We start from the raw sequence: 19,649 nt of genomic DNA, 5'->3' as shown, positions 1-19,649 counted from the left end.
GCGCCACCGCGCCATGTCTGTCGCCATGGGCGCTGACGAATCCATTCTCATCTCCGGCGAAGCCGTCATCCATCCCGGCGACATCGAGGAAGCGTTCATCCGCTCGTCCGGTCCAGGCGGGCAGAACGTCAACAAGGTGGCGACGGCGGTGCAACTGCGCTTCAACGCGGCAGCCGCCGAAGGCCTTTCGGAGCGCGTGCGCTCGCGCGTGCTGAAACTCGCCGGCCAGCGCGCCACCAAGGACGGCGTCATCGTCATCGAAGCGGGGCGTTTCCGCACGCAGGAACAGAACCGCGCCGACGCTCGTGCGCGGCTCGCCGAACTCGTCGCCAGGGCCGCCGAACCGCCACCCCCGCCCCGCAAGAAGACGAAGCCGACCAAGGGTTCGGTTGAGCGGCGGCTGAAGAGCAAGGCCGGCCGCTCGACCGTCAAGAAGCTGCGCGGCCGCGTGGACAGCGACTGATGTCCGCCTTGCAGGCCGGTATCCGGCATATTCCGGACCACTACGATCGCGCCGCGCAGGCCGCGCTGGTCGAGGACATCCGCAAGGTGGTCGAGGCCGCGCCGCTCTACACGCCGGCCCTGCCGAGGACCGGCAAGGAAATGAGCGTGCGCATGACCAATTGCGGCGAACTCGGCTGGGTCACCGACAAGGAGCGCGGCTATCGCTACCAGGCGGCACATCCCCTCACCGGCGAGCCGTGGCCGGCAATCCCGCAGGTTCTGCTCGACCTTTGGCGCGAGGTGGCCGGGCATCCGCTGCCGCCGCAGGCCTGCCTCGTGAACTTCTATTCCGACACGGCAAAAATGGGCCTTCACCAGGATCGCGACGAGAACGACTTTTCCGCGCCCGTCGTCTCGGTTTCGCTTGGCGACGACTGCCTGTTCCGGGTCGGCGGCATCAGACGAACAGATCCGACGTCGTCCATCCGGCTGCGCTCCGGCGACGTGGTGGTGCTCGGCGGTGAGGGACGGCTCGCCTTCCACGGCGTCGACCGCATCTACCCCGGCACCTCGACGCTCCTGAAGAACGGCGGACGCATCAACCTCACGCTCAGGCGCGTCACGGCGTGACTGCTCGCGCAACGCTTGCTTAACGGCGCCCGCCTATGCTTGCGCCAGCCGGAGCATGGGGCGCGCGCATGACGACCGACGATTTCAGGCCGAAGACGCGCCTCACCTTGGCGGCCGCGCTGCTGGTCTTCGCCTTCGGCGTCGTTCCGGCCACCACCTACCACATGAACCTCTGGAATCTGTCGGCCGACGGCTTGTCCGAAATCTCGGGGCGGCTGCCTTACCGGGATTTCTCCAACCTCTGGGCCGGCGCGCGCATGGCGCTCGACGGACATGTCGAGACACTGTTCGACCCCGACGCCTACCGCGCTACGCTTCGTGCGATGTTTTCGCCCGACCTGCCGGACCAGGAATGGAGCTACCCGCCGTCCATGCTGCTGGTCGGCGCGCCGCTCGCGCTGCTGCCCGTGCTGCCGGCCTATCTGGTCTGGACCTTCGGTACCGTCTTTCTACTGCACCTCGCGATCCGCCCGCTGCGCCTGCCGGCATTGCTGCATGCAGCGGCGCTGGCGTCGCCGGCGGTGCTGTTCAACGCGATGTTCGGCCAGAACGGCGCGCTCACCGCGGCGCTGCTGATCGGCGGCCTTCTCGCCGTTCCGAAGCGGCCGATCCTGGCAGGCGTGCTGTTCGGCCTGCTAACCGCCAAGCCGCACCTCGGCATCTTGGTGCCGTTCTGCCTGATCGCCAGCCGCAACTGGCGCGCCTTCGGTTCGGCCGCCGTCACCGCATCGGCCCTGGCACTAGCGACCGGCGTGGCATTTGGTTTCGGCGTGTGGCCGGCGTTCATGAGCGAGACGCGGGCGCTGATGACCGCCATCATGGAAGCGCCTTATCCCCAACCCTACCAGCGCAACGCGCTCACCGTCTTCATCATGGCGCGCTCCTTCGGCGCCGGCCTGGATGTCTCCTACGCGGCGCAGGCGGTCGCCACTTTCGCGGCCATCGCCGCCGTGACCTGGCTCTGGATGCCCTCCACCCCCGTCGACCCGCGCCGACGCGCGTTGATCACGGCCACGCTGGCTCTCGTCGCCACACCCTACGGCTACACCTACGACATGATCCCGACGTGCGTCGCGCTGGCCTATCTGTTCGCAACGTCTGCGCGACCCCTCTGGCCGGCATACGCGATTGCATGGCTCTTCCCGCTGTTCGCACATTTGCTGAACTACCGGGGGATCGGTATCGGCGTCCTGGTGCCGATTTCGGTTGCCGCCGCCCTGCTGGCTCCCACGCTTGCTCGCCGTCAGGGTGATCCGACCTGGGTCAATCCGGACATCAGGTCGGAGCGGACAAGAACCGTGACTTCGCTGCCGCGATAGAGCGTCCTGTATTCTCCAAGCAGCCCTTGAATTGCCGGATACGAACGAACTACGGCTTGGCCGGGCCAATCCTTCGTACCCGCGTCGAATATGATATCGGGCCGGGCGCGTTCTATGTCCTCGACGGCTCGACTTATGAAATCCGCCTGCAGGATCCGGAGCCTGGCCGCTTGCTGCACGTCCGCCCCCCTGGCAGAGATCAGCTTGGCCGCGTTCTCGACCATCCACAAACCGGGATAGCGGGACCGGTAGTCGCCATTGACCATGCGGGTGAGGGGGTGAGCCGCTTGAAGGCGGGTCGCAATAGTTGCAACGGTCGGATGCTCGACCACCCGGATGACACGCGCCGCGACGTTTTCCAGTTCGGTACGCCTGACCGCCTGTGCAGACGGCTCGTTGGTCCATACCAGCAGGGCGATGATTGCCGTTCCTGTCACAAGTCCACCCAGGGCCAGCGGCGTAGTGGCGGTCTTGCGTTGTCCCAGTTGGAGCAGAAAGGCCACCATTCCCAGCAAGAGGAAGGGCAGCGCCTGATAGGTCCAGCCCTTTCCCATCAACACGAAGGCCGGCACGTATCCCACCGCCGCCAGCAAGATCACTCCCGGAAACCTGCCAAGGCCCTCGGGCCGCGATACGAGCAATGTGGCTGCGGCCAGCATGGCGAAGATAATGACCGGCAGGCTAAGCAGCATATCCAGCACCGGCTTGCGGGCCGGCAGATAGAGATCGCTCAGCAGTGGCACGAGGTCCACGAAGAAACTCTTGTGAAAGGTGGCGAGCCAGATCAGGTAGGCCAGCGTTGTTGCCGCGCCAAGCATCGTTTCAGACGTGAACACTGGATGAAGCGAACGCCGTCTGACGCATAGAGCCAACGCGGGAAGCGCGAGTGCCGGTAGTGAGAGTGGCGGCTTGACTATGACGAACAGCGCGGCGCCCAAACCAGCAACGACGCGCTCAAAGCGGGTCCCTGCCTCAAAGTTCTCACTGCCGTCGCGTGCGGCGAGCAGCGCAAGCCATGGCATCAGCGCGACGGTGGCGAACTGCTCCCTCTGACCGAAATCCGCAATGAAAATGCAAAGCAGCGCCGCAAGAACCGCAGGCGCCATCCAAGCCGAGTCGCGATTGGCGGGTTCGCAACGCGCCAACATGCGCATACATATCGAAACTGACAGCAACGCCATCGTCGGGAGGCCTACCGACAACCAGAATTCCGCCGGCAGACCCGTCGCGCGCTCGGCCAAGACGAAAGGCATATACAGCCAGACCGAGAAAGGCGGGTTGATCTCGACCACGTCGACATGAAGGCGCGCACCGTCGAGCAGCCGATCGCCGGCTACCATAAGCCATGCCACATCGACGTTTGTCGGCACGACGGCGTAGGCCATCCAGCCGGCCGCAATCGCGACAAGGAGAGAAGCCGCCCAGGACGCGAACATCGCGCTACGAGCTTTCAAGTTTGCACGGCCAGACATCCCGAGCGACAACAGCCCGTCGATCAGACTGCCGTCCGTCTGTCGCATGGGATCACGCCGCCAGGCGGTCGTCCTGCGCCGCCTCGTCCCGGCCGAACACGGCGAGCAGCGATACGCCGAACGGCAGCGAGGCATTCGGCACGATCAGGCTTTCGGCCGAGAAAAGCGCCTTCATGGCGGCGTTGACGGCTGCCGGCGGTTGGCCAAGCCCGGAAGCCGAGCCGGCGCTGCGCAGGCGGTCTGCCAGCCGGGCCAGAGCCGCGACCGGAAACAGCGCGGCGTTGGTGTAGGTCAGCCTGTCGATGCGGTAGCCTGCGCGCTCGATCCTTTCCTTCAGGAGCGTGCGCGAATAGCGCCGGTGATGGTGGAGGTCCACGTCATGCGTGCTCCACAGCCACTGGTGCGCGGGCACCGTCAGCACGATCTTGCCGTTCGGCTTGAGCAGCCGGCGCATGGCAACCAGCGACGTCTCGTCCTCGGCGACATGCTCGAGCACGTCGAACAGGCAGATCAGGTCGACCGAGCCCGGCTTGACCGGAATGTTGTGGGGCAGATAGCCGTACAGGAATTCGCGGCCCGTCTTCTCCCAGGCGATCCGCCGCGCGAGATCGCTCATCTCGACCGCGAGAACCTCGCCGAATTTCTCGAGCATGGCGATGTTTCCGCCGGTGCCGGCGCCGATCTCCAGGATGCTGGCGTCCTTTGGCAGGCCAAGACCGCGAATGACCGCCTCGCCGATGGAGCGCCGGCCGCAGAACCACCAGTGGCCGTCTTCGGTGGCGGCCATTTTTCGATACGCGTCAAGTTCCATCAATTGCCCCCGAACGTGCGCCTGACGATGTAGATCGGGCGCTGCTTGATCTCCGCGTAGACGCGGCCGAGATACTGTCCGATGATGCCGATGCCGAGCAGCTGGATCCCGCCGAGAAACAGGATGCTGACCAGAAGCGACGCATAACCCGGGACGTCGATGCCGAAGACCAGCGTCCTGGCGACAATGGCCAGGCCATAGACGAAGGAAAACAGGGAAATCGTCGCGCCGACATAGGTCCAGATCTCCAGCGGCGCGCTGGAGAAGCTGGTGATGCCTTCAAGCGCGAAGTTCCACAGCTTCCATCCGGAGAACTTGGAACGGCCGGCCGTCCGCGGCTCGCGCACATAATCGACGGTCGCGGTGCGGAATCCGACCCAGGCGAACAGGCCCTTCATGAAGCGGCGGCGCTCCGGAAGCGCGCGCAGCGCGTCGATCACCTGGCGGTCGATCAGGCGGAAGTCGCCGACATCGTGCGGGATCTTCTGGGCTGCGATGACGTTGTGGATGCGATAGAACAGCGACGCCGTGCGATGCTTCATGAAGCCGTCCGAGGAACGGTCGGCACGTTTGGCCAGCACGACTTCAAAACCCTCGCGCCACTTCTCGATCAGTTGCGGAATGACGTGGGGCGGATCCTGCAGGTCGACGTCGATCGGGATCGCCGCGTCGGCGTCGCACATGTCGAGGCCGGCCGTCATCGCCGCCTCCTTGCCGAAATTGCGCGACAGGTCGACGACGCGGATGCGCGGGTCGTCCTTCTGCGCCAGAAGCAGGCAGTCGAGCGTCGCGTCCGTCGAACCATCGTTGACGAAGATGAAGTCAAAGGCGATGCCTTGTTCGGTCAAGACCTCGGTGTTGCGGTAGACCGCTTCCAGGAACGGCGCGATCGCCGCTTCCTCGTTGTGAACAGGAACGATGAGGGCGACCGTCGCGACACACACGTCGCCAGGCTGGTCGGGAGTCGCGCCCGGCAACGCTGTGCCGATGCGCTCGCGTACGGCCTGCTCGGCCGCTGGCGTATCTGGATGCGGAAAGGGTGCGTTCATCGTCCGCCGCTGCCCGTTTCATCAGGTCATCGCCGGGACGGTAGTGCGACGCGGTTAAGTTAACTTTAAGCGCCGCTCGCGGGCATTTGGCGGAATTTCGACACTCTCGGCACGCAAAGGAACGTTCGCAGCAAAAAAACGGGCGCCAAGGCGCCCAACTGGAGGTATTTCGCCATTTGCGGCGAGGTCATTCGGCTTCGGAGGGTTCCTCGGCCTTGGTAGACTGTTTGACCGGCTGCGCCGGCAGCACGCTCGCGACCGTGGTCTCGGTATCGACGGCAGTCGTCACTTTCGCATGTGCTGCGCAGTCCGCGCTCGCTACGGAAACGGAAAGGCCCATGGCGCAGGCCAGTACCAGCATTGTCCTCATGGTCGGCTCCTTCGGCTCAAGCCCGAACGCAGGTTAGGCGGCGCCGGCCGAAAGCGGAAATCACAATCTTGTGCCGGAACGCGGCCTAAAGCTTGCGCAGGGCGACTTCTTCGACGCGGTGGTCCGCGCCCTTGCGCAGGATCAGGTCGGCCCGCGGTCGGGTCGGGCGGATGTTCTCGCGCAGATTCTTCAGGTTGATGTTGGTCCACAACCCCTCGGCAATGGCGCGCGCCGCGTCCTCGGAAAGTTCCGAGTAGCGGTGGAAAAAGGATTTGGGGTTGCGGAATGCGGTCTCGCGCAGCCGCATGAACCGCTCGACATACCAGTCGTGGATCAGCGCCTCGTCGGCGTCGATGTAGATGGCGAAATCGAAGAAATCCGAAAGGAAGGGCACGAACTTGCCGTCTTGCGGCAGATCGCGGGTCTGCAGGACGTTGAGCCCTTCGAAGATCAGGATGTCCGGACGATCGATGACCACGTGTTCGCCGGGCACCACGTCGTAGGTAAGGTGCGAGTAGACCGGCGCGCGCGCGTCGGCCTGGCCCGACTTGATCGACGACAGGAAGCGCAGAAGCGCGCCGACGTCGTAGCTGTCGGGAAAACCCTTTCGCTCCATCAGGTTCTGCCGGCGCAGCACCTCGTTGGGAAACAGGAAGCCATCGGTCGTGATCAGGTCTACCTTCGGGCTGGAGGGCCATCGCGCCAGCAGTTCCTTCAGCAGGCGCGCCGTCGTCGACTTGCCGACCGCCACCGATCCGGCGATGCCGATGATGAAGGGCGTCTTGATCGCATGCGGCAGCTTGAAGAAGTCGCGCCGCTGGCGAAACAGCAACTGGCTCGCCTCGACATGCGCCGACAAGAGCCGCGAGATCGACAGGTAGATGCGCCTGACCTCGCTGAGGTCGATCGGGTCGTTCAGGGAGGAAAGCCGGCGAACCTCGTCCTCGGTCAGAGTCAGCGCGGCGCCTTCGGCAAACTGCCCCCAGCGCTGCGCCGAGTAAAACCGGTAGGGCGAGTATTTTTCCGTCGCCACCAGGTGGTCCATCGACACTCCCGTCAGCGCGGCGCGGGCCGCGCCGCCTTCTCGGCTATCCCCGATTGCGCCGTCCGCCGCTCAAGCTCGGCCAACACCTCGGACAGCGGCACGCCGGCAAGCGCCAGCACCACCAGCCAATGATAGACGAGGTCCGCACTTTCGGAAACGAGAGCGTTGCGGTCACCGGCGACCGCGGCGATCACCGCCTCGACCGCTTCTTCGCCGAGCTTCTTTGCGGCGCGGTCCATGCCGCCGGCAAACAGCTTCGCCGTCCACGAGCCGGGATCGCCGCCGCGACCGCGCTCGGCGACGATTTTTTCGAGGTCGGCCAGCGAGAATGCGCTCGGAGAACTGCCCATGCTCGCCGTTTATTGCGCCGCAGCAGCAGAGTCCAGCCGCATCGGCACGCCGGCGCGCGCCATGTGAGCCTTGGCCTCGCTGATCGAATAGGTGCCGAAATGGAAGATCGAGGCGGCCAGGACCGCTGTCGCGTGGCCGTCGCGCACGCCCTCGACCAGGTGGTCCAGCGTACCGACCCCGCCCGATGCGATGACCGGTGCGCGCACCGCGTCTGCAACCGCGCGGGTCAGCGCGATGTCATAGCCCGCCTTGGTGCCGTCCCGGTCCATCGACGTCAGCAGGATCTCGCCGGCGCCGAGCCCGACCACCTTCTCGGCGAAGGCCACGGCGTCGATGCCGGTCGCCTGCCGGCCGCCATGCGTGAAGATCTCCCAGCGCGGGGCTTCCTCCGCGCGCGACACCTTCTTGGCGTCGATCGCCACGACGATGCACTGGTTGCCGTACTTGGCGGCCGCTTCCGCGACGAATTCAGGCGACTTCACGGCCGCCGTGTTGATCGACACCTTGTCGGCTCCCGCCAGCAGCAGCTTGCGGATATCGGCGACGCTGCGCACGCCGCCGCCCACCGTCAGCGGCATGAAGCAGCGCTCGGCGGTCCGGGCGACAACGTCGAAGATGGTCTCGCGGTTGTCCGACGATGCGGTGATGTCGAGGAAGCACAGTTCGTCGGCGCCGGCCGCGTCATAGGCGGCGGCAGACTCGACCGGATCTCCGGCGTCGACCAGGTCCACGAAGTTGACGCCCTTGACGACCCGACCGTCCTTGACGTCGAGGCAGGGAATGACGCGGGCCTTGAGCATTCAGATGCGCTCCATGGCGGCGACGAAGTCGACCACCAGCCGGCCGACCTCGGGCGGCACCTCGCCCTTGGCGTCGAAGGCCGGATCGTAGGCCGAAAGCGTCAGGCCGACGATCGGCACCGACCGCGCCATGCAGCTCGCCGCCTCGCGCAGCGCCGCCGGCTCCGGTCCGCCAGGCTCGGCGTATCGATTGACCTGCAGCCGGTCGGGGTCGTGCACATCGAGGTCGATATGGAGATGCGTGCGGCTGACGCCGGCCTTCTTCAATGCCGACACCTTGTCGGCGGCTTCGTCCACTTCCGCGTGGATCACGGGGAGGCTGGCCAGCAGCGTCTTCTCGTCGGGATCGAGGTCGCGCGCGTCAACCAGCATGCATTTCGCCGGATCGACCGCTTCGAAGCCGGGAATGGCGTTCGCCATCGGCCGCCAGCATAGGCCGAGCGCGGTGGCCAGGGCCATGCCGTCGAGAAACCCGAAGGGCGAGGTTTCCGGCGTGTTGATGTCGCCGTGCTGGTCGAACCAGATCAGGGAATCGGCAGCCTCGCCCGCCAGCGCGCCGCAGGTCGTCAGGCAATTGCCCGCGAGCACGATGGGAAAGCTGCCGGAGGCCCGGCTCTCGGAGACCTTTTCCGCGACCGCCTTGCAGACGGCGAAGCCGGTTGCGATTTCGCGATCGTCGAGGCCCTTGATCTTGTCGATCTCGACGACGTCGACGTCGTGCCCGCTCAAGGCCAGCGTCTCGACCAGGCCGCCGGCCAGCAACGCATCCGGCCCCTTGCCGAAGCCCTCGTGGCGGCGGCCACTGTCGTAGGGCGCGACGATCATGGAGATTTTCACTGCACCAATCCCGCTCTTGCCTCATCGAGGATCGCCAGCGCTTCGGCCGGATCGATCCTCCCATCATATAGTGCGCGTCCGGAAATTGCGCCCTCCAGCTTGCGGGCGTCCGGCAGCGTCATCCGCCTGATGTCGGCGAGCGAGGCGAGCCCGCCCGACGCGATCACCGGAATGGGAACGGCCTCCGCGAGCGCGATGGTGGATTCCCAGTTGATGCCGGAAAGCACGCCGTCGCGGTCGATGTCGGTGTAGATGATGGCCGCGACGCCGGCGTCCTCGAACTTCTTCGCCAGCTCGATGACGCCGAGGCTGGACGCTTCCGCCCAGCCCTCGACCGCGACCTTGCCGCCCCGCGCATCGATGCCGACCGCGATCTTTCCGGGGAAGGCGCGGCACGCCTGCCTGACGAGGTCGGGTTCACGCACGGCGACGGTGCCGAGGATCACGCGCGACAGCCCGCGGTCGAGCCAGTCCTCTATCTGCGCCAGGCTGCGGATGCCGCCGCCGAGCTGAACCGGGTTCTTCGTCGCCTTGAGGATCGCGCCGACCGCCGCGCTGTTCACGCTCTTGCCCTGGAAGGCGCCGTTCAGGTCGACCACGTGCAGCCAGGAGAAGCCCTGGTCCTCGAAGGCCATGGCCTGTGCGGCCGGGTCCTCGTTGTAGACGGTGGCAGTGTCCATGTCGCCGAGCTTCAGGCGTACGCACTTGCCGTCCTTGAGGTCGATGGCCGGGAATAGGATCACCGCTTCACGCTCCTTCGACGATGGCGAAATGCGCGGTCGAAAATTGCCGACGCAACTTCAGGGCAGCCTGGTATTCCGGCGAATGGAAGCAGTCGAGGGCGGTTTGGTAGCTGTCGAACTCGATGACGACCAGCCGCGTGGCCGCCGGGCCCTCGTAGACCTGGCCCTCGCCGCCGCGCACCAGGAACTTCGCGCCGTACTTGTCGAACGCCGCCTTGTTGGCCGCGATGTACCGCGGATAGTTGTCCGGGTCGGTGATGTCGACCATCGCCATCCAGTAGCCCTTTTTCACACCGGCCTCCATCCGTTACGGCTTCCACCTCAGGAAGTTGGCGATCAGCGCGAGGCCGAGCGCCTGGCTCTTCTCGGGATGGAACTGGGTGCCGGCGAGGTTGTCCTTCGCCACGGCCGCTGTCACCGGACCGCCATAGTCGGTGGTGGCCACGACGTCGCCGGCGTTGCGTGCGTCGAGATGATAGGAATGCACGAAATAGGCGTGGAGACCGTTGTCGCCGGTCGCGATCCCGCTGAACAGCGGATGCTCGCGTCGCAACTGCAGCGTGTTCCAGCCGATCTGGGGGATCTTCAGCCGGGGATCGCCGGGCGTGATCTCCCTGACATCCCCCGCGATCCAGCCGAAGCCGGGCGTGGTGACGCGTTCTAGGCCGCGTTCGGACATCAGCTGCATGCCGACGCAGATGCCGAGAAAGGGCCGCGCCCTGGCGATGGCGACCTCCTCGATCGCCTCCCACATGCCGGAGACCGCGCGCAGGCCGGCCGCGCAATCGGCATAGGCGCCGACGCCCGGCAGAATGATGCGGTCTGCCGGGCGGACGCGCTCGGCATCGGCAGTCAGGTCGATCTCCGCCGAAAGGCCTGCCTCGCGCGCCGCACGCTCGAACGCCTTGGTGGCCGAGCGCAGGTTGCCCGAACCGTAGTCGATGATCGCAACGCGCATCAGTGTCTTCCCGGATAGTCGAAAAGGCCGAGCGCCGGACCGGACTGCAATCTGCCGACGGACGGGACAACGGCGCGGGGTGGTGCCGGCGCCGCTTCGACCACCGCGCCGTCGCCGGCGAGATACCTTATCTCGGCTTCGGCGCGGTTGCCGGCCTCGACAACGCCCCATTCGACCCAGCCGCGCCGCCTCAGCGCGTTGACGCGGAGCGCCGGACCTTCGAGGCCGACAAACAGCGAGACCAGCAGCGAAAGCGCCGCCCCGAGTGGGCCATAACCCGCCATTTCACCCAGAGCCGCCAGAGCAATGCTTGCGGCCAGCGCCAGGATGGCCTCCGTCCACAGCCGGTGCCAGGCCAGCCAGAGCGGCGGCACCAGGAAGGCGAGGAAGGCAAAACCATCGCGCACGATGACGGCGCGCTCGGCTGCCTGCGTGGTGTCGGCGCCCGGCGGTTCCATGACGACATGGATAGCCATTTCTATCCCTTCAGGCTGCCCTTGGTGGACGGCACCGCATCGGGCTGGCGCGGATCGCGCTCCAGCGCCGCGCGTAGCACGCGCGCCACCGCCTTGAAGCAGGTTTCGGCGATATGGTGGTTGTTGGCGCCGTAATGGTTGGTGACATGCAGCGTGACGCCGGCGTTCTGCGCCAGAGCGTGAAAGAACTCGCGCACCAGTTCGGTATCGAAGGTGCCGATCTTGGGGGCGGAGAAGGCGACGTTCCAGACCAGGAACGGCCGGCCCGACACGTCGATCGCCGCACGCGTCAGCGTCTCGTCCATGGCGAGGTCGATCGAGGCATAGCGCATGATGCCGCGCCGCTCGCCGAGCGCCTTCGACAGCGCCTGCCCGATCGCAATGCCGGTATCCTCGACCGTGTGGTGGTCGTCGATATGCAGGTCGCCCTTGGCCTTCACCGTCATGTCGATCAGCGAATGCCGGGAGAGCTGGTCGAGCATATGGTCGAAGAAGCCGACGCCGGTGGCCATATCGGCCTTGCCGACGCCATCCACGTCGAGCGAGACCGAAATCTCGGTCTCCCTGGTCTTGCGGGCGACTTCTGCGGAACGGGATGCCATTGCGGAGGTCCTGCTGGTCGAAAGCGTCCGCCTTCTACCAGCATGGTCGGGCGATTGCCAGTTGCCATGCCGGCCGCCCGGGGCGATTTGCAAATCGCCCTCTCCTGCATACATATGCGGCGACAATCTCGTACCGCGCGGACCGCCGACATTTTCGGGACCCGCGCGAAATCGGAGCAGAACCATGTCCAACGAATTGACCATGCACGCCACGACCATCGTAACGGTGCGCAAGGGCGGCAAGGTCGTGATAGCCGGCGACGGCCAGGTCAGCCTCGGCCAGACCGTGATGAAGGGCAATGCGCGAAAGGTCCGCCGGATCGGCGCCAACGGCAACGTCATCGCAGGCTTCGCCGGCGCCACCGCGGACGCATTCACGCTGCTCGAGCGCCTCGAGGCGAAGCTGGAGCAGTATCCCGAGCAACTCACCCGCGCCTGCGTCGAACTGGCGAAGGACTGGCGGACCGACCGCTATCTGCGCCATCTCGAGGCGATGATGCTGGTCGCCGACAGGAACGTATCGCTCGCCATCACCGGCAACGGCGACGTGCTCCAGCCCGAACACGGCGTCATGGCGATCGGCTCCGGCGGCAACTACGCGCTGGCCGCGGCGCGCGCGCTGATCGACACCGACAAGGACGCCGAGGAGATTGCCCGCAAGGCCATGCAGATCGCCTCCGACATCTGCGTCTACACCAACAACAACTTCGTCGTCGAAACGCTCGATGCCGCCTGAGGCGCGGTACGACTTCCGTGCGGTGACGGAGGACGACCTGCCGCTCCTGGCGGCTTGGCTCGCCGAACCGCACCTCGCCGAATGGTGGGACGATCCAGAGACCGAGATCGCCGCCATCCGGGAAGCAATGGACAGCATCGAGACCGAGCCGCTGATCGTCGAACTCGACGGGCGGCCGATCGCGTATCTCCAGAGCTACGACCCGCACCTCGAGGACGACCATCCCTACCAGGACCAGCCTTTCGGCACGCTCGGCATCGACATCTCGATCGGCCCGCCGGACCTCGTCGGCAAGGGACATGGATCGGCCATCGTGCGGCAGTACGTTGAGCTGCTCCTCGAAGAGGGGGCGCCGCGCGTGATCATCGACCCTCATCCGGAGAACCTCAGGGCCATCCGGGCCTATGAAAAGGCGGGATTTCGTGCTTTCGAGCGCCGCGACACGATCTATGGCCCGGCGCTGATGATGGCGCTCGACGCGGAGGGATAAGAAACATGCCGGCGGCACACCGAAACGGATCGAGACAAGCCGATCCCGGACGCATCGGACTCTATCTCGTCGTCGGCATCATCGCATTCCAGGCCGTTGCGCTCTATGCCATGGGCCGCATCCCGATCTGCGAATGCGGCACCGTCAAGCTGTGGCACGGCGTGGTGCAGAGTTCGGAGAACTCCCAGCACATCTCCGACTGGTACACGCCGTCCCACATCATCCACGGCTTCCTGTTCTATGCCTTGTCGCGGTTCCTGTTCCCGCGCGCGCCCCTGCTCATACGGCTGGCCTTCGCGGCCGGCGTGGAAGTCGCTTGGGAACTCGTCGAGAACAGCGACTTCATCATCAACCGCTACCGCGAGGCCACGATCTCGCTCGACTATTTCGGCGATTCGATCGTCAACTCGGTCTCGGACACGCTGGCCATGGTGCTGGGGTTTGTGATGGCGGCGCGGCTCCCTATATCTGTGGTCGTGGCCCTCGCGATCATCTTCGAGCTCGGCACGGGCTACATCATCCGGGACAATCTGACGCTCAACGTGATCATGCTGCTGCATCCGTTCGAGTTCATCAGGCAGTGGCAAAGTGGACTTTAGTAGATGAGCACCTTCTCCCCCCGCGAAACCGTTTCCGAACTCGATCGCTTCATCATCGGCCAGAAGGACGCCAAGCGCGCCGTCGCCATAGCCCTGCGCAACCGCTGGCGCCGCCAGCAGCTCGACGGCCAGATGCGCGAAGAGGTCATGCCCAAGAACATCCTGATGATCGGGCCGACGGGCGTCGGCAAGACCGAGATATCGCGCCGCCTCGCCAAGCTGGCCGGGGCGCCCTTCGTCAAGGTCGAGGCCACCAAGTTCACCGAGGTCGGCTATGTCGGCCGCGACGTCGAGCAGATCATCCGCGATCTCGTCGAGATCGCCATCGTGCTGGTGCGCGAGAGGATGCGCGAGGACGTCAAGGCACGCGCGCACATCAACGCCGAGGAGCGCGTGCTCGACGCGCTGGTCGGCAAGACCGCCTCGCCGGCGACCCGCGACAGCTTCCGCAAGAAGCTGCGCGAAGGGGCGCTCGACGACAAGGAAATCGAGATCGAGGTGGCCGACACCGGAACCGGCGGCATGCCGAGCTTCGACATCCCCGGCATGCCCGGGGGTAGCGTCGGCGTCCTGAACATCAACGACATGCTGCAGAAGGCGATGGGCGGACAGCGCACCAAGACGCGCAAGACGACCGTCAAGGAGTCCTACGACGTCCTCGTCAACGACGAGTCCGACAAGCTGCTCGACCAGGACGAAGTGGTGCGCCAGGCGATGGAATCGGCCGAGAACGACGGCATCGTCTTCCTCGACGAGATCGACAAGATCGCCGCCCGCTCGGGCGTCGCCGGCGGGCCTTCGCGCGAGGGCGTGCAGCGCGACCTGCTGCCGCTCGTCGAGGGAACGACGGTCGCGACCAAGTACGGCCCGATCAAGACCGACCACATCCTGTTCATCGCCTCGGGGGCGTTCCACGTCTCCAAGCCGTCCGACCTGCTGCCCGAACTTCAGGGCCGCCTGCCCATCCGGGTCGAGTTGCGCGCGCTGGAAAAGGACGATTTCGTGCGCATCCTGACTGAGACGGAAGCGAGCCTGATCAAGCAGTATATCGCACTGATGGCGACCGAGGGCGTCGCGCTCGACTTCACCGACGACGCCATCGACCAGCTCGCGCAGATCGCGGTCGACCTCAACGCCAACGTCGAGAACATCGGCGCGCGGCGTCTGCAGACGGTGATGGAGCGCGTGCTCGACGATATCTCCTACAACGCGCCCGACCGCAGTGGCTCCACCGTCAAGGTCGACGCCGCCTATGTCGAGAAGCATGTCGGAGACCTCGCCAAGAACACCGACCTTTCGCGCTTCATCCTCTAGCGGCAACTGAAGGAACGATGCGCTTGGCCGCCTCCCCTCGACTCAGGCCGGCGCATCCCATAATTTGCGCACCGGCTTTGAGGGGCGACTCTCGCGGGTTTGGTGGATGATCGGGCAGTTGTTCTTCGGACAGGCATCGCCTTCGGGCAGATTTTCGGGGCGCGCCATTCTGGCCGCGCTTGTGTTTTTCGCCGGCATCTCGCTGGCGCATGCCGCCACGCTGGTGCCCCCCGGCAACCGGTCGGCCGAGCAGCCCGGGGTTCCCGGCGGGTCGACCAAACGCACCAAGGCCGGCGGCACGACCTTCGAGGCCAAGTACCGCAAGGTCTACGCCTTGTTGAAGAACGACAGCGCGCTACGCAAGAAGATCGTCGCGGCGGCCCGGGCCTACGGCATCGACCCGATCCACATCGCCGGCGCGATCGTCGGCGAGCACACCTACAATGTCGACGCCTACGACAGGCTGCAAACCTACTACGTCAAGGCTGTCGCTTACCTGAAGGCCGACCTTTCCTTCGCCTATGACGGCGAGAACGTGTCCGACTTCGTCCGCCGCCCGCAATTCGCTGAATGCACGGCGTCGTCGAGCTACGAGCTTTGGTCCTGTCGCGAGCGCGTCTGGAACAGGGCCTTCCGCGGCAAGACGGTCGACGGGACGGCCTTTCCGAACAACCGCTTCGCCGCCGTCTTCTTCCAGCCCTTCTATGCCGGCCAGACATTCGGGCTCGGCCAGCTCTCGCCGCTCACCGCCTTGCAGATGAGCGATCTCGTGAACCGGGTCTCGGGCCTGCCGCGCCTCGACGCCAACGATCCGAACCAGGTCTATGAGACGATTATGGACCCGGACCTGACGCTGGACTACGTCGCGGCGGCGCTCAGGAAGTCGATCGACGCCTATGCGGAGATCGCCGGTTTCGACATCTCCCAGAATCCCGGCATCACCGCCACGCTCTACAATATCGGCAATCCTGATGTCCGCGCACGCGCCCTGAAGCGCGAGAACGCCGAGCGCGCCAGCCGGGGCGAGGCGCCCCGCTTCCCGGAAGAGAACTATTACGGCTGGCTGGTCAACGAGAAGCTGCCTGAGCTGCAGGCATTGTTCTAGGCATCACTGCCTGGCGGCTGCGCGGAAATCAGTTCTGGACCGAAGCCGAGTCGATGATGATAGCGGTCACGTGGCCGAGCTTCTCGCGCTTCGCCACTTCGGGCTTGCTGTAGGTCTTCTTCATCGGAACCCCCGCCTGACGTCGTTTTCATCTTAGGTTCCACAAACCGCCCCCAGCGTCAACGCTCGCGGTGCCACGGGAAGATCGCGCGCAGGTCCGGATCTCGCAGCCACAGGCCGCCCCACATGACCAGTCCGAGATAGACAGAGAACAACTGGTTGCTGACGAGCGGAGTGCCGGCTCGAACCTGCGTCGCCATCGCGCCGCCGAGCAACCCCGTCATGACGACGGCGCCGAACACCGACGTCTTCGGAAAGACATAGAGCAGGACGAGCACGAGTTCGGTAACACCGATGGCAAGCACGTAGCCGTCCGGCCAGCCGAGCTGGCGCATGGTTTCCTCGGCAACAGGCATCCCCAGCAGCTTCGGCGTGATCGAAGCGCCGAGCATGAACAGCACGAAAAGGGCGGACAGCAGCCAGCCGGCAATGGTCATGGTTCTGGAATTCATGATGCACTCCTTGAGCGTGTATCGCCCAAGGACGCGCCGGGATCACCTGTCCCGACATCGCCGTCAGTCGTCGTATCGACCAGGCGCCCGGCTGTCCGGGCCGTCCAGGGCGTCGATCAGCCCCGCGAGTGTGGTTGCATCGAGGCTGCCGATCCGTTCGGCAAGCCGGTTGGCCAGTTCGGTTGCCTGCGGCGACAGGCCCGACGTGTCGATGACGACGCGCGGCCGCGACTGCCCGGCAAGCCGCAGAACCTCCTCCGCATCGTCCCAGATGATGTTGAAATAGCCGATGATCTTCTGCAGCAGGGCCCAGGTCGGCACGCCGCGGCGTCCGTGCTCGAGCGCCGACAGATAGGCAGCGCTGACGCCGAGCGCCGTGGCCATCTGCTTCTGACTGACGCCCTTCCGGCGGCGCAGTTCGCGAAGCTTGAGGCCGAGCGGCGTCACGATTTCCTCCGGATCCGGAGGTAGAGAGCCCCCTCGCCGCCGTGGTGGCGCGCCGACACGTCGTGGCTCGACACCAAAGCCCGAAACGGCGGCGTCGCCAGCCACGCCGGAACCTGCCGCTTCAGGATGCCGTCGCCGCCGGATGAGAATCCCTTGCCGGTGATGACGAGGACATAGCGCACGCCGCGGTCATGGGCGCGCTTCAGGAACGACAGAAGGAGCGCATGCGCCTCGCTCTGCGTCATGCCGTGCAGGTCGACGCGGCCCTCGATCGGCAGCTTGCCGCGCGAAAGCTTGTCGAGCGTCGGACGGTCCAGCGCATGCCTCAGGTGCAGCGACTTGGCCAGCGTCGGCGCCGCCGCCGCAGCAGGCGGCCGACTTTCGGTCGCGGGAGCCACCTTGTCCTGTACCGCTGACGCGGCCGGTTCGGGCGCCGGCGCGCTGCGCCCTTTCAGCGGCCTGGTCGACCGGGCGACCAGGTTCCAGAGGACGCGATCCTCGTCGGACAGCGCGCTGCCCGGCCGATCCGTCTTCCGGCTCACCGCTGCTGCTCCAGCAGGGGACGCGGCAGCAGCACATAGAAGTCCGCCGCGTGGCGCACCACCCCGGCGATCTCGCCCGCGGCGTCGCCGGAACCAGCGAAGAGGTCGCCCCGCGCCGGCCCGACAATCGCCGATCCGGTGTCCTGGGCGATCATCAGCCGGCGGAAACCCTGACCCCCGAACGCCGTCAGGGACGGCGCGTCGACGAAGATCGGCGTGCCGAACGTGTGCAGCAGGCGGTCGACAGCGATCGAGCGACCCTCCGTCAACGGTACCTTCGCCGCCGCCACCGGCCCGAGTTCAGTGTCCGCCACCGCTGCGTCGCGGAAGAAGATGTAGGACCGGTTCCTCCAGAGAATTTCGTCCACGCGTCGCGGATTGCGCGCCAGCCAGGCGCGGATCGACTGCATGGTCACTTCGGCCAACGGGATTTCGCCGAGGTCGGCCAGTACCCTGCCGACGGCTGTGAAGGGATGGCCCGTCTTGGCGGCATAGGTGACCCGCCGGGTCGAGCCGTCGGTCATCGCCAGCCTTGCCGCACCCTGGACATGGATGAAGAACGCGTCGACGCGGCTTTCCAGCCAGGCGATCTCCAGTCCCCGCCCGGCCAGCGCGCCCTGCTCGATCGCCCGCCTGTCGAAATATTCGACCAGTCCCGCCGGCGTCCGCCGCGCGAAAGCGAAGCTCGGGTCCATGCCGGGCGGGCGATTGCCGTCGTCGACGTCGTCGAGATCATCCGGCCTCGACAACAGCGGCACGGTGAAGCGGGCGGTCCTGACAGGTGAAGCCTGCACGATCGGCTCATAGAAACCCGTGACGAACCCGTGCCCGGAGGGCTCCGGCACGATCAGCGCCGGCGCGAAATGCCGTTCGAAGAACGCCCGCGCACCGGCGTCATCGCGGAACTGTGTTTCACGTGAATCGCGGTAGGCGGCCTCGAAGCCGTCGAACGAGACGCCAAGGGCGCCGCTGCGATAAGGCTTTTCCAGGACGCGCAAGGCGGAGCGGCGAAACGCGTCCAGGGCCGGCAAGTGGTCGTCATCGGCCCAGCCGGGCACGGCGTCGTAGGAGAGCGGACGAAACAGCGGCGAGAGCGGCACGGATCCCTCCACGCGCGCCGGGAGACGGAGCTAGTCTTCCTCTTCGGTGGCGACCAGCTTCCAGTTCGGGTCTTTCGACCGGGTGTCGCGGGCGAAGGTCCAGACATCCTTGACCTCGGCCACCGTCTCGGGATCGCCGTCGATCACCTCGCCCGACTTGTTGCGGGTCGCCGAGATCAGCTCGCTGACCACGCGCAGCGTGACATGCGCCTCGGTTCCCTTCATCTCGGCCGATACGATGGTCGCCTTATCGATGCCGACGAACGAAGACTGGATCTTCTCCGAGCGCGACTCGCGATCGGCGATCGCCTGGACGAAGCCGTCGAACACTTCCCGGGACAGGAGGTTTTTCAGCGTCTTACGGTCGCCGTCCGCATAGGCCATCACGATCATTTCGTAAGCCATCTTGGCGCCGTCGACGAAGGTCTTCGGCTCGAAACTCGGATCGGCGTCGCGAATGGCGCGCAGCCCCTTGTTCAGGTCACTGCCCGGCTTCTCGAACGCATCGATCGAGGCATAGGCGTCATCGGCGACCTCGCCCGAGCCGCGCTTGCCGCGCGGCAGGGAAATCACGTTCTCGTTCTTGGCGGGCGCATTCTTCGCGGTGCGGCCGGCCGTATAGGGATCGAACGGCGGCCTTTCATTGCCGGTGCGGCGCCCGAGCACGTTGCGGAGCTGAAAAAAGATCACCACCGCCGCGACGAGGAAAAAGATCGTGCCGAAGTCGAAAAATTCCATGTCTTCCGCCAAAAATCCCGGTTATCCCGGCTAGCAGCCCGCACAGGGACCAGACCCTGCATATAGAACGCATGCCCTTATCATTCAAATCACAGGCGT

26 protein-coding genes are annotated in these 19,649 nt (G+C 65.7%); 8 read left to right on the top strand and 18 right to left on the bottom strand.

Annotated features, from left to right (window positions below; all coding sequences use genetic code 11):
- Positions 1-25: 25 nt before the first annotated feature.
- The 3 genes from arfB to ABUE31_RS09410 all read left to right on the top strand — a co-directional run bounded on the left by arfB (position 26) and on the right by ABUE31_RS09410 (position 2,393).
- Positions 26-463, top strand: coding sequence for an alternative ribosome rescue aminoacyl-tRNA hydrolase ArfB (gene arfB / locus ABUE31_RS09420; RefSeq protein ID WP_367723609.1), 438 nt, complete (start codon positions 26-28; stop codon positions 461-463).
- Entirely contained in the window at positions 463-1,074 is a 612-nt protein-coding gene (locus tag ABUE31_RS09415) for an alpha-ketoglutarate-dependent dioxygenase AlkB family protein (RefSeq protein ID WP_367723271.1), read from the top strand. Before arfB ends, ABUE31_RS09415 begins: the two co-directional genes overlap by 1 nt.
- A 68-nt stretch (positions 1,075-1,142) precedes the next feature.
- Positions 1,143-2,393, top strand: coding sequence for a glycosyltransferase family 87 protein (locus ABUE31_RS09410; protein WP_367723270.1), 1,251 nt, complete (start codon positions 1,143-1,145; stop codon positions 2,391-2,393).
- Here ABUE31_RS09410 and ABUE31_RS09405 read toward each other — a convergent pair.
- The 13 genes from ABUE31_RS09405 to hisB all read right to left on the bottom strand — a co-directional run bounded on the left by ABUE31_RS09405 (position 2,318) and on the right by hisB (position 11,907).
- Positions 2,318-3,913, bottom strand: coding sequence for a hypothetical protein (locus ABUE31_RS09405; protein WP_367723269.1), 1,596 nt, complete (start codon positions 3,911-3,913; stop codon positions 2,318-2,320). The two genes, ABUE31_RS09410 and ABUE31_RS09405, sit on opposite strands and share 76 nt — an antisense overlap.
- 4 nt (positions 3,914-3,917) lie before the next feature.
- Positions 3,918-4,676 carry a class I SAM-dependent methyltransferase gene (locus tag ABUE31_RS09400; protein ID WP_367723268.1) on the bottom strand — a complete coding sequence of 253 codons (759 nt, stop codon included), beginning with the start codon at positions 4,674-4,676 and terminating at the stop codon, positions 3,918-3,920.
- Positions 4,676-5,725 (bottom strand): glycosyltransferase family 2 protein, encoded by a 1,050-nt coding sequence (locus ABUE31_RS09395; RefSeq protein ID WP_367723267.1) that lies wholly within the window; start codon positions 5,723-5,725, stop codon positions 4,676-4,678. Before ABUE31_RS09395 ends, ABUE31_RS09400 begins: the two co-directional genes overlap by 1 nt.
- A 187-nt stretch (positions 5,726-5,912) precedes the next feature.
- Positions 5,913-6,095 (bottom strand): hypothetical protein, encoded by a 183-nt coding sequence (locus ABUE31_RS09390; protein WP_367723266.1) that lies wholly within the window; start codon positions 6,093-6,095, stop codon positions 5,913-5,915.
- A gap of 85 nt (positions 6,096-6,180) precedes the next feature.
- Positions 6,181-7,140 (bottom strand): type I pantothenate kinase, encoded by a 960-nt coding sequence (gene coaA / locus ABUE31_RS09385; protein WP_367723265.1) that lies wholly within the window; start codon positions 7,138-7,140, stop codon positions 6,181-6,183.
- Positions 7,141-7,151: 11 nt separating this feature from the next.
- Complete coding sequence (locus tag ABUE31_RS09380; protein ID WP_367723264.1) at positions 7,152-7,490, bottom strand: phosphoribosyl-ATP diphosphatase; 339 nt, start codon at positions 7,488-7,490, stop codon at positions 7,152-7,154.
- 9 nt (positions 7,491-7,499) lie between these two features.
- On the bottom strand, positions 7,500-8,291 hold the full coding sequence (gene hisF, locus ABUE31_RS09375) for an imidazole glycerol phosphate synthase subunit HisF (protein WP_367723263.1): 792 nt from the start codon (positions 8,289-8,291) through the stop codon (positions 7,500-7,502).
- Positions 8,292-9,128, bottom strand: a complete 837-nt coding sequence (locus ABUE31_RS09370) for an arginase family protein (protein WP_367723262.1) — start codon at positions 9,126-9,128, stop codon at positions 8,292-8,294.
- Positions 9,125-9,871, bottom strand: coding sequence for a 1-(5-phosphoribosyl)-5-[(5-phosphoribosylamino)methylideneamino]imidazole-4-carboxamide isomerase (hisA, locus tag ABUE31_RS09365; protein ID WP_367723261.1), 747 nt, complete (start codon positions 9,869-9,871; stop codon positions 9,125-9,127). Before hisA ends, ABUE31_RS09370 begins: the two co-directional genes overlap by 4 nt.
- 4 nt (positions 9,872-9,875) lie before the next feature.
- Entirely contained in the window at positions 9,876-10,175 is a 300-nt protein-coding gene (locus ABUE31_RS09360) for a DUF1330 domain-containing protein (protein ID WP_437344095.1), read from the bottom strand.
- A 3-nt stretch (positions 10,176-10,178) separates the two neighbouring features.
- Positions 10,179-10,829 (bottom strand): imidazole glycerol phosphate synthase subunit HisH, encoded by a 651-nt coding sequence (hisH, locus tag ABUE31_RS09355; protein ID WP_367723259.1) that lies wholly within the window; start codon positions 10,827-10,829, stop codon positions 10,179-10,181.
- Positions 10,829-11,305, bottom strand: coding sequence for a DUF2628 domain-containing protein (locus tag ABUE31_RS09350; RefSeq protein ID WP_367723258.1), 477 nt, complete (start codon positions 11,303-11,305; stop codon positions 10,829-10,831). Before ABUE31_RS09350 ends, hisH begins: the two co-directional genes overlap by 1 nt.
- Before the next feature lie 2 nt (positions 11,306-11,307).
- A complete protein-coding gene (hisB, locus tag ABUE31_RS09345; RefSeq protein WP_367723257.1) occupies positions 11,308-11,907 on the bottom strand; it encodes an imidazoleglycerol-phosphate dehydratase HisB in 600 nt (199 codons plus the stop codon).
- Positions 11,908-12,091: 184 nt separating this feature from the next.
- Between hisB and hslV the strand changes: the two genes are divergently transcribed.
- The 5 genes from hslV (at position 12,092) to ABUE31_RS09320 (ending at position 16,151) form a co-directional block, all read left to right on the top strand.
- Positions 12,092-12,643, top strand: coding sequence for an ATP-dependent protease subunit HslV (hslV, locus tag ABUE31_RS09340; RefSeq protein ID WP_367723256.1), 552 nt, complete (start codon positions 12,092-12,094; stop codon positions 12,641-12,643).
- Positions 12,633-13,133 (top strand): GNAT family N-acetyltransferase, encoded by a 501-nt coding sequence (locus ABUE31_RS09335; RefSeq protein WP_367723255.1) that lies wholly within the window; start codon positions 12,633-12,635, stop codon positions 13,131-13,133. The genes hslV and ABUE31_RS09335 overlap by 11 nt, the downstream gene beginning before the upstream one ends.
- A gap of 5 nt (positions 13,134-13,138) precedes the next feature.
- Positions 13,139-13,732 (top strand): DUF2585 domain-containing protein, encoded by a 594-nt coding sequence (locus ABUE31_RS09330; protein WP_367723254.1) that lies wholly within the window; start codon positions 13,139-13,141, stop codon positions 13,730-13,732.
- A gap of 3 nt (positions 13,733-13,735) precedes the next feature.
- Positions 13,736-15,046, top strand: a complete 1,311-nt coding sequence (hslU, locus tag ABUE31_RS09325; RefSeq protein WP_367723253.1) for an ATP-dependent protease ATPase subunit HslU — start codon at positions 13,736-13,738, stop codon at positions 15,044-15,046.
- Positions 15,047-15,152: 106 nt separating this feature from the next.
- Complete coding sequence (locus ABUE31_RS09320) at positions 15,153-16,151, top strand: DUF1402 family protein (RefSeq protein WP_367723252.1); 999 nt, start codon at positions 15,153-15,155, stop codon at positions 16,149-16,151.
- Positions 16,152-16,330: 179 nt separating this feature from the next.
- On the opposite strand, the gene ABUE31_RS09315 is transcribed toward ABUE31_RS09320, so the two are convergent.
- The 5 genes from ABUE31_RS09315 to ABUE31_RS09295 form a co-directional block, all read right to left on the bottom strand.
- On the bottom strand, positions 16,331-16,723 hold the full coding sequence (locus ABUE31_RS09315; RefSeq protein ID WP_367723251.1) for a DoxX family protein: 393 nt from the start codon (positions 16,721-16,723) through the stop codon (positions 16,331-16,333).
- Positions 16,724-16,786: 63 nt separating this feature from the next.
- Positions 16,787-17,170, bottom strand: a complete 384-nt coding sequence (locus tag ABUE31_RS09310) for a helix-turn-helix domain-containing protein (protein ID WP_367723250.1) — start codon at positions 17,168-17,170, stop codon at positions 16,787-16,789.
- Entirely contained in the window at positions 17,167-17,712 is a 546-nt protein-coding gene (locus ABUE31_RS09305) for a Smr/MutS family protein (protein ID WP_367723249.1), read from the bottom strand. The genes ABUE31_RS09310 and ABUE31_RS09305 overlap by 4 nt, the downstream gene beginning before the upstream one ends.
- Positions 17,709-18,812 carry a murein transglycosylase A gene (mltA, locus tag ABUE31_RS09300; RefSeq protein WP_367723248.1) on the bottom strand — a complete coding sequence of 368 codons (1,104 nt, stop codon included), beginning with the start codon at positions 18,810-18,812 and terminating at the stop codon, positions 17,709-17,711. The genes ABUE31_RS09305 and mltA overlap by 4 nt, the downstream gene beginning before the upstream one ends.
- Positions 18,813-18,842: 30 nt before the next feature.
- Positions 18,843-19,550, bottom strand: a complete 708-nt coding sequence (locus tag ABUE31_RS09295) for a Tim44/TimA family putative adaptor protein (RefSeq protein WP_367723247.1) — start codon at positions 19,548-19,550, stop codon at positions 18,843-18,845.
- Positions 19,551-19,649 lie beyond the last annotated feature (99 nt).

The sequence above is a fragment of the Mesorhizobium marinum genome (assembly GCF_040813675.1).
Lineage (GTDB): Bacteria > Pseudomonadota > Alphaproteobacteria > Rhizobiales > Rhizobiaceae > Mesorhizobium_K > Mesorhizobium_K marinum.
This window is presented reverse-complemented; position numbering and strand designations above follow the sequence as displayed.

Coding starts and splice junctions, on each gene's coding strand:
- arfB (WP_367723609.1), top strand. CDS start 26: ATGGGCGCTGACGAATCCATTCTCATCTCCGGCGAAGCCGTCATCCAT.
- ABUE31_RS09415 (WP_367723271.1), top strand. CDS start 463: ATGTCCGCCTTGCAGGCCGGTATCCGGCATATTCCGGACCACTACGAT.
- ABUE31_RS09410 (WP_367723270.1), top strand. CDS start 1,143: ATGACGACCGACGATTTCAGGCCGAAGACGCGCCTCACCTTGGCGGCC.
- ABUE31_RS09405 (WP_367723269.1), bottom strand. CDS start 3,913: ATGCGACAGACGGACGGCAGTCTGATCGACGGGCTGTTGTCGCTCGGG.
- ABUE31_RS09400 (WP_367723268.1), bottom strand. CDS start 4,676: ATGGAACTTGACGCGTATCGAAAAATGGCCGCCACCGAAGACGGCCAC.
- ABUE31_RS09395 (WP_367723267.1), bottom strand. CDS start 5,725: ATGAACGCACCCTTTCCGCATCCAGATACGCCAGCGGCCGAGCAGGCC.
- ABUE31_RS09390 (WP_367723266.1), bottom strand. CDS start 6,095: ATGAGGACAATGCTGGTACTGGCCTGCGCCATGGGCCTTTCCGTTTCC.
- coaA (WP_367723265.1), bottom strand. CDS start 7,140: ATGGACCACCTGGTGGCGACGGAAAAATACTCGCCCTACCGGTTTTAC.
- ABUE31_RS09380 (WP_367723264.1), bottom strand. CDS start 7,490: ATGGGCAGTTCTCCGAGCGCATTCTCGCTGGCCGACCTCGAAAAAATC.
- hisF (WP_367723263.1), bottom strand. CDS start 8,291: ATGCTCAAGGCCCGCGTCATTCCCTGCCTCGACGTCAAGGACGGTCGG.
- ABUE31_RS09360 (WP_437344095.1), bottom strand. CDS start 10,175: ATGGAGGCCGGTGTGAAAAAGGGCTACTGGATGGCGATGGTCGACATC.
- hisH (WP_367723259.1), bottom strand. CDS start 10,829: ATGCGCGTTGCGATCATCGACTACGGTTCGGGCAACCTGCGCTCGGCC.
- ABUE31_RS09350 (WP_367723258.1), bottom strand. CDS start 11,305: ATGGCTATCCATGTCGTCATGGAACCGCCGGGCGCCGACACCACGCAG.
- hisB (WP_367723257.1), bottom strand. CDS start 11,907: ATGGCATCCCGTTCCGCAGAAGTCGCCCGCAAGACCAGGGAGACCGAG.
- hslV (WP_367723256.1), top strand. CDS start 12,092: ATGTCCAACGAATTGACCATGCACGCCACGACCATCGTAACGGTGCGC.
- ABUE31_RS09335 (WP_367723255.1), top strand. CDS start 12,633: ATGCCGCCTGAGGCGCGGTACGACTTCCGTGCGGTGACGGAGGACGAC.
- ABUE31_RS09330 (WP_367723254.1), top strand. CDS start 13,139: ATGCCGGCGGCACACCGAAACGGATCGAGACAAGCCGATCCCGGACGC.
- hslU (WP_367723253.1), top strand. CDS start 13,736: ATGAGCACCTTCTCCCCCCGCGAAACCGTTTCCGAACTCGATCGCTTC.
- ABUE31_RS09320 (WP_367723252.1), top strand. CDS start 15,153: ATGATCGGGCAGTTGTTCTTCGGACAGGCATCGCCTTCGGGCAGATTT.
- ABUE31_RS09315 (WP_367723251.1), bottom strand. CDS start 16,723: ATGAATTCCAGAACCATGACCATTGCCGGCTGGCTGCTGTCCGCCCTT.
- ABUE31_RS09295 (WP_367723247.1), bottom strand. CDS start 19,550: ATGGAATTTTTCGACTTCGGCACGATCTTTTTCCTCGTCGCGGCGGTG.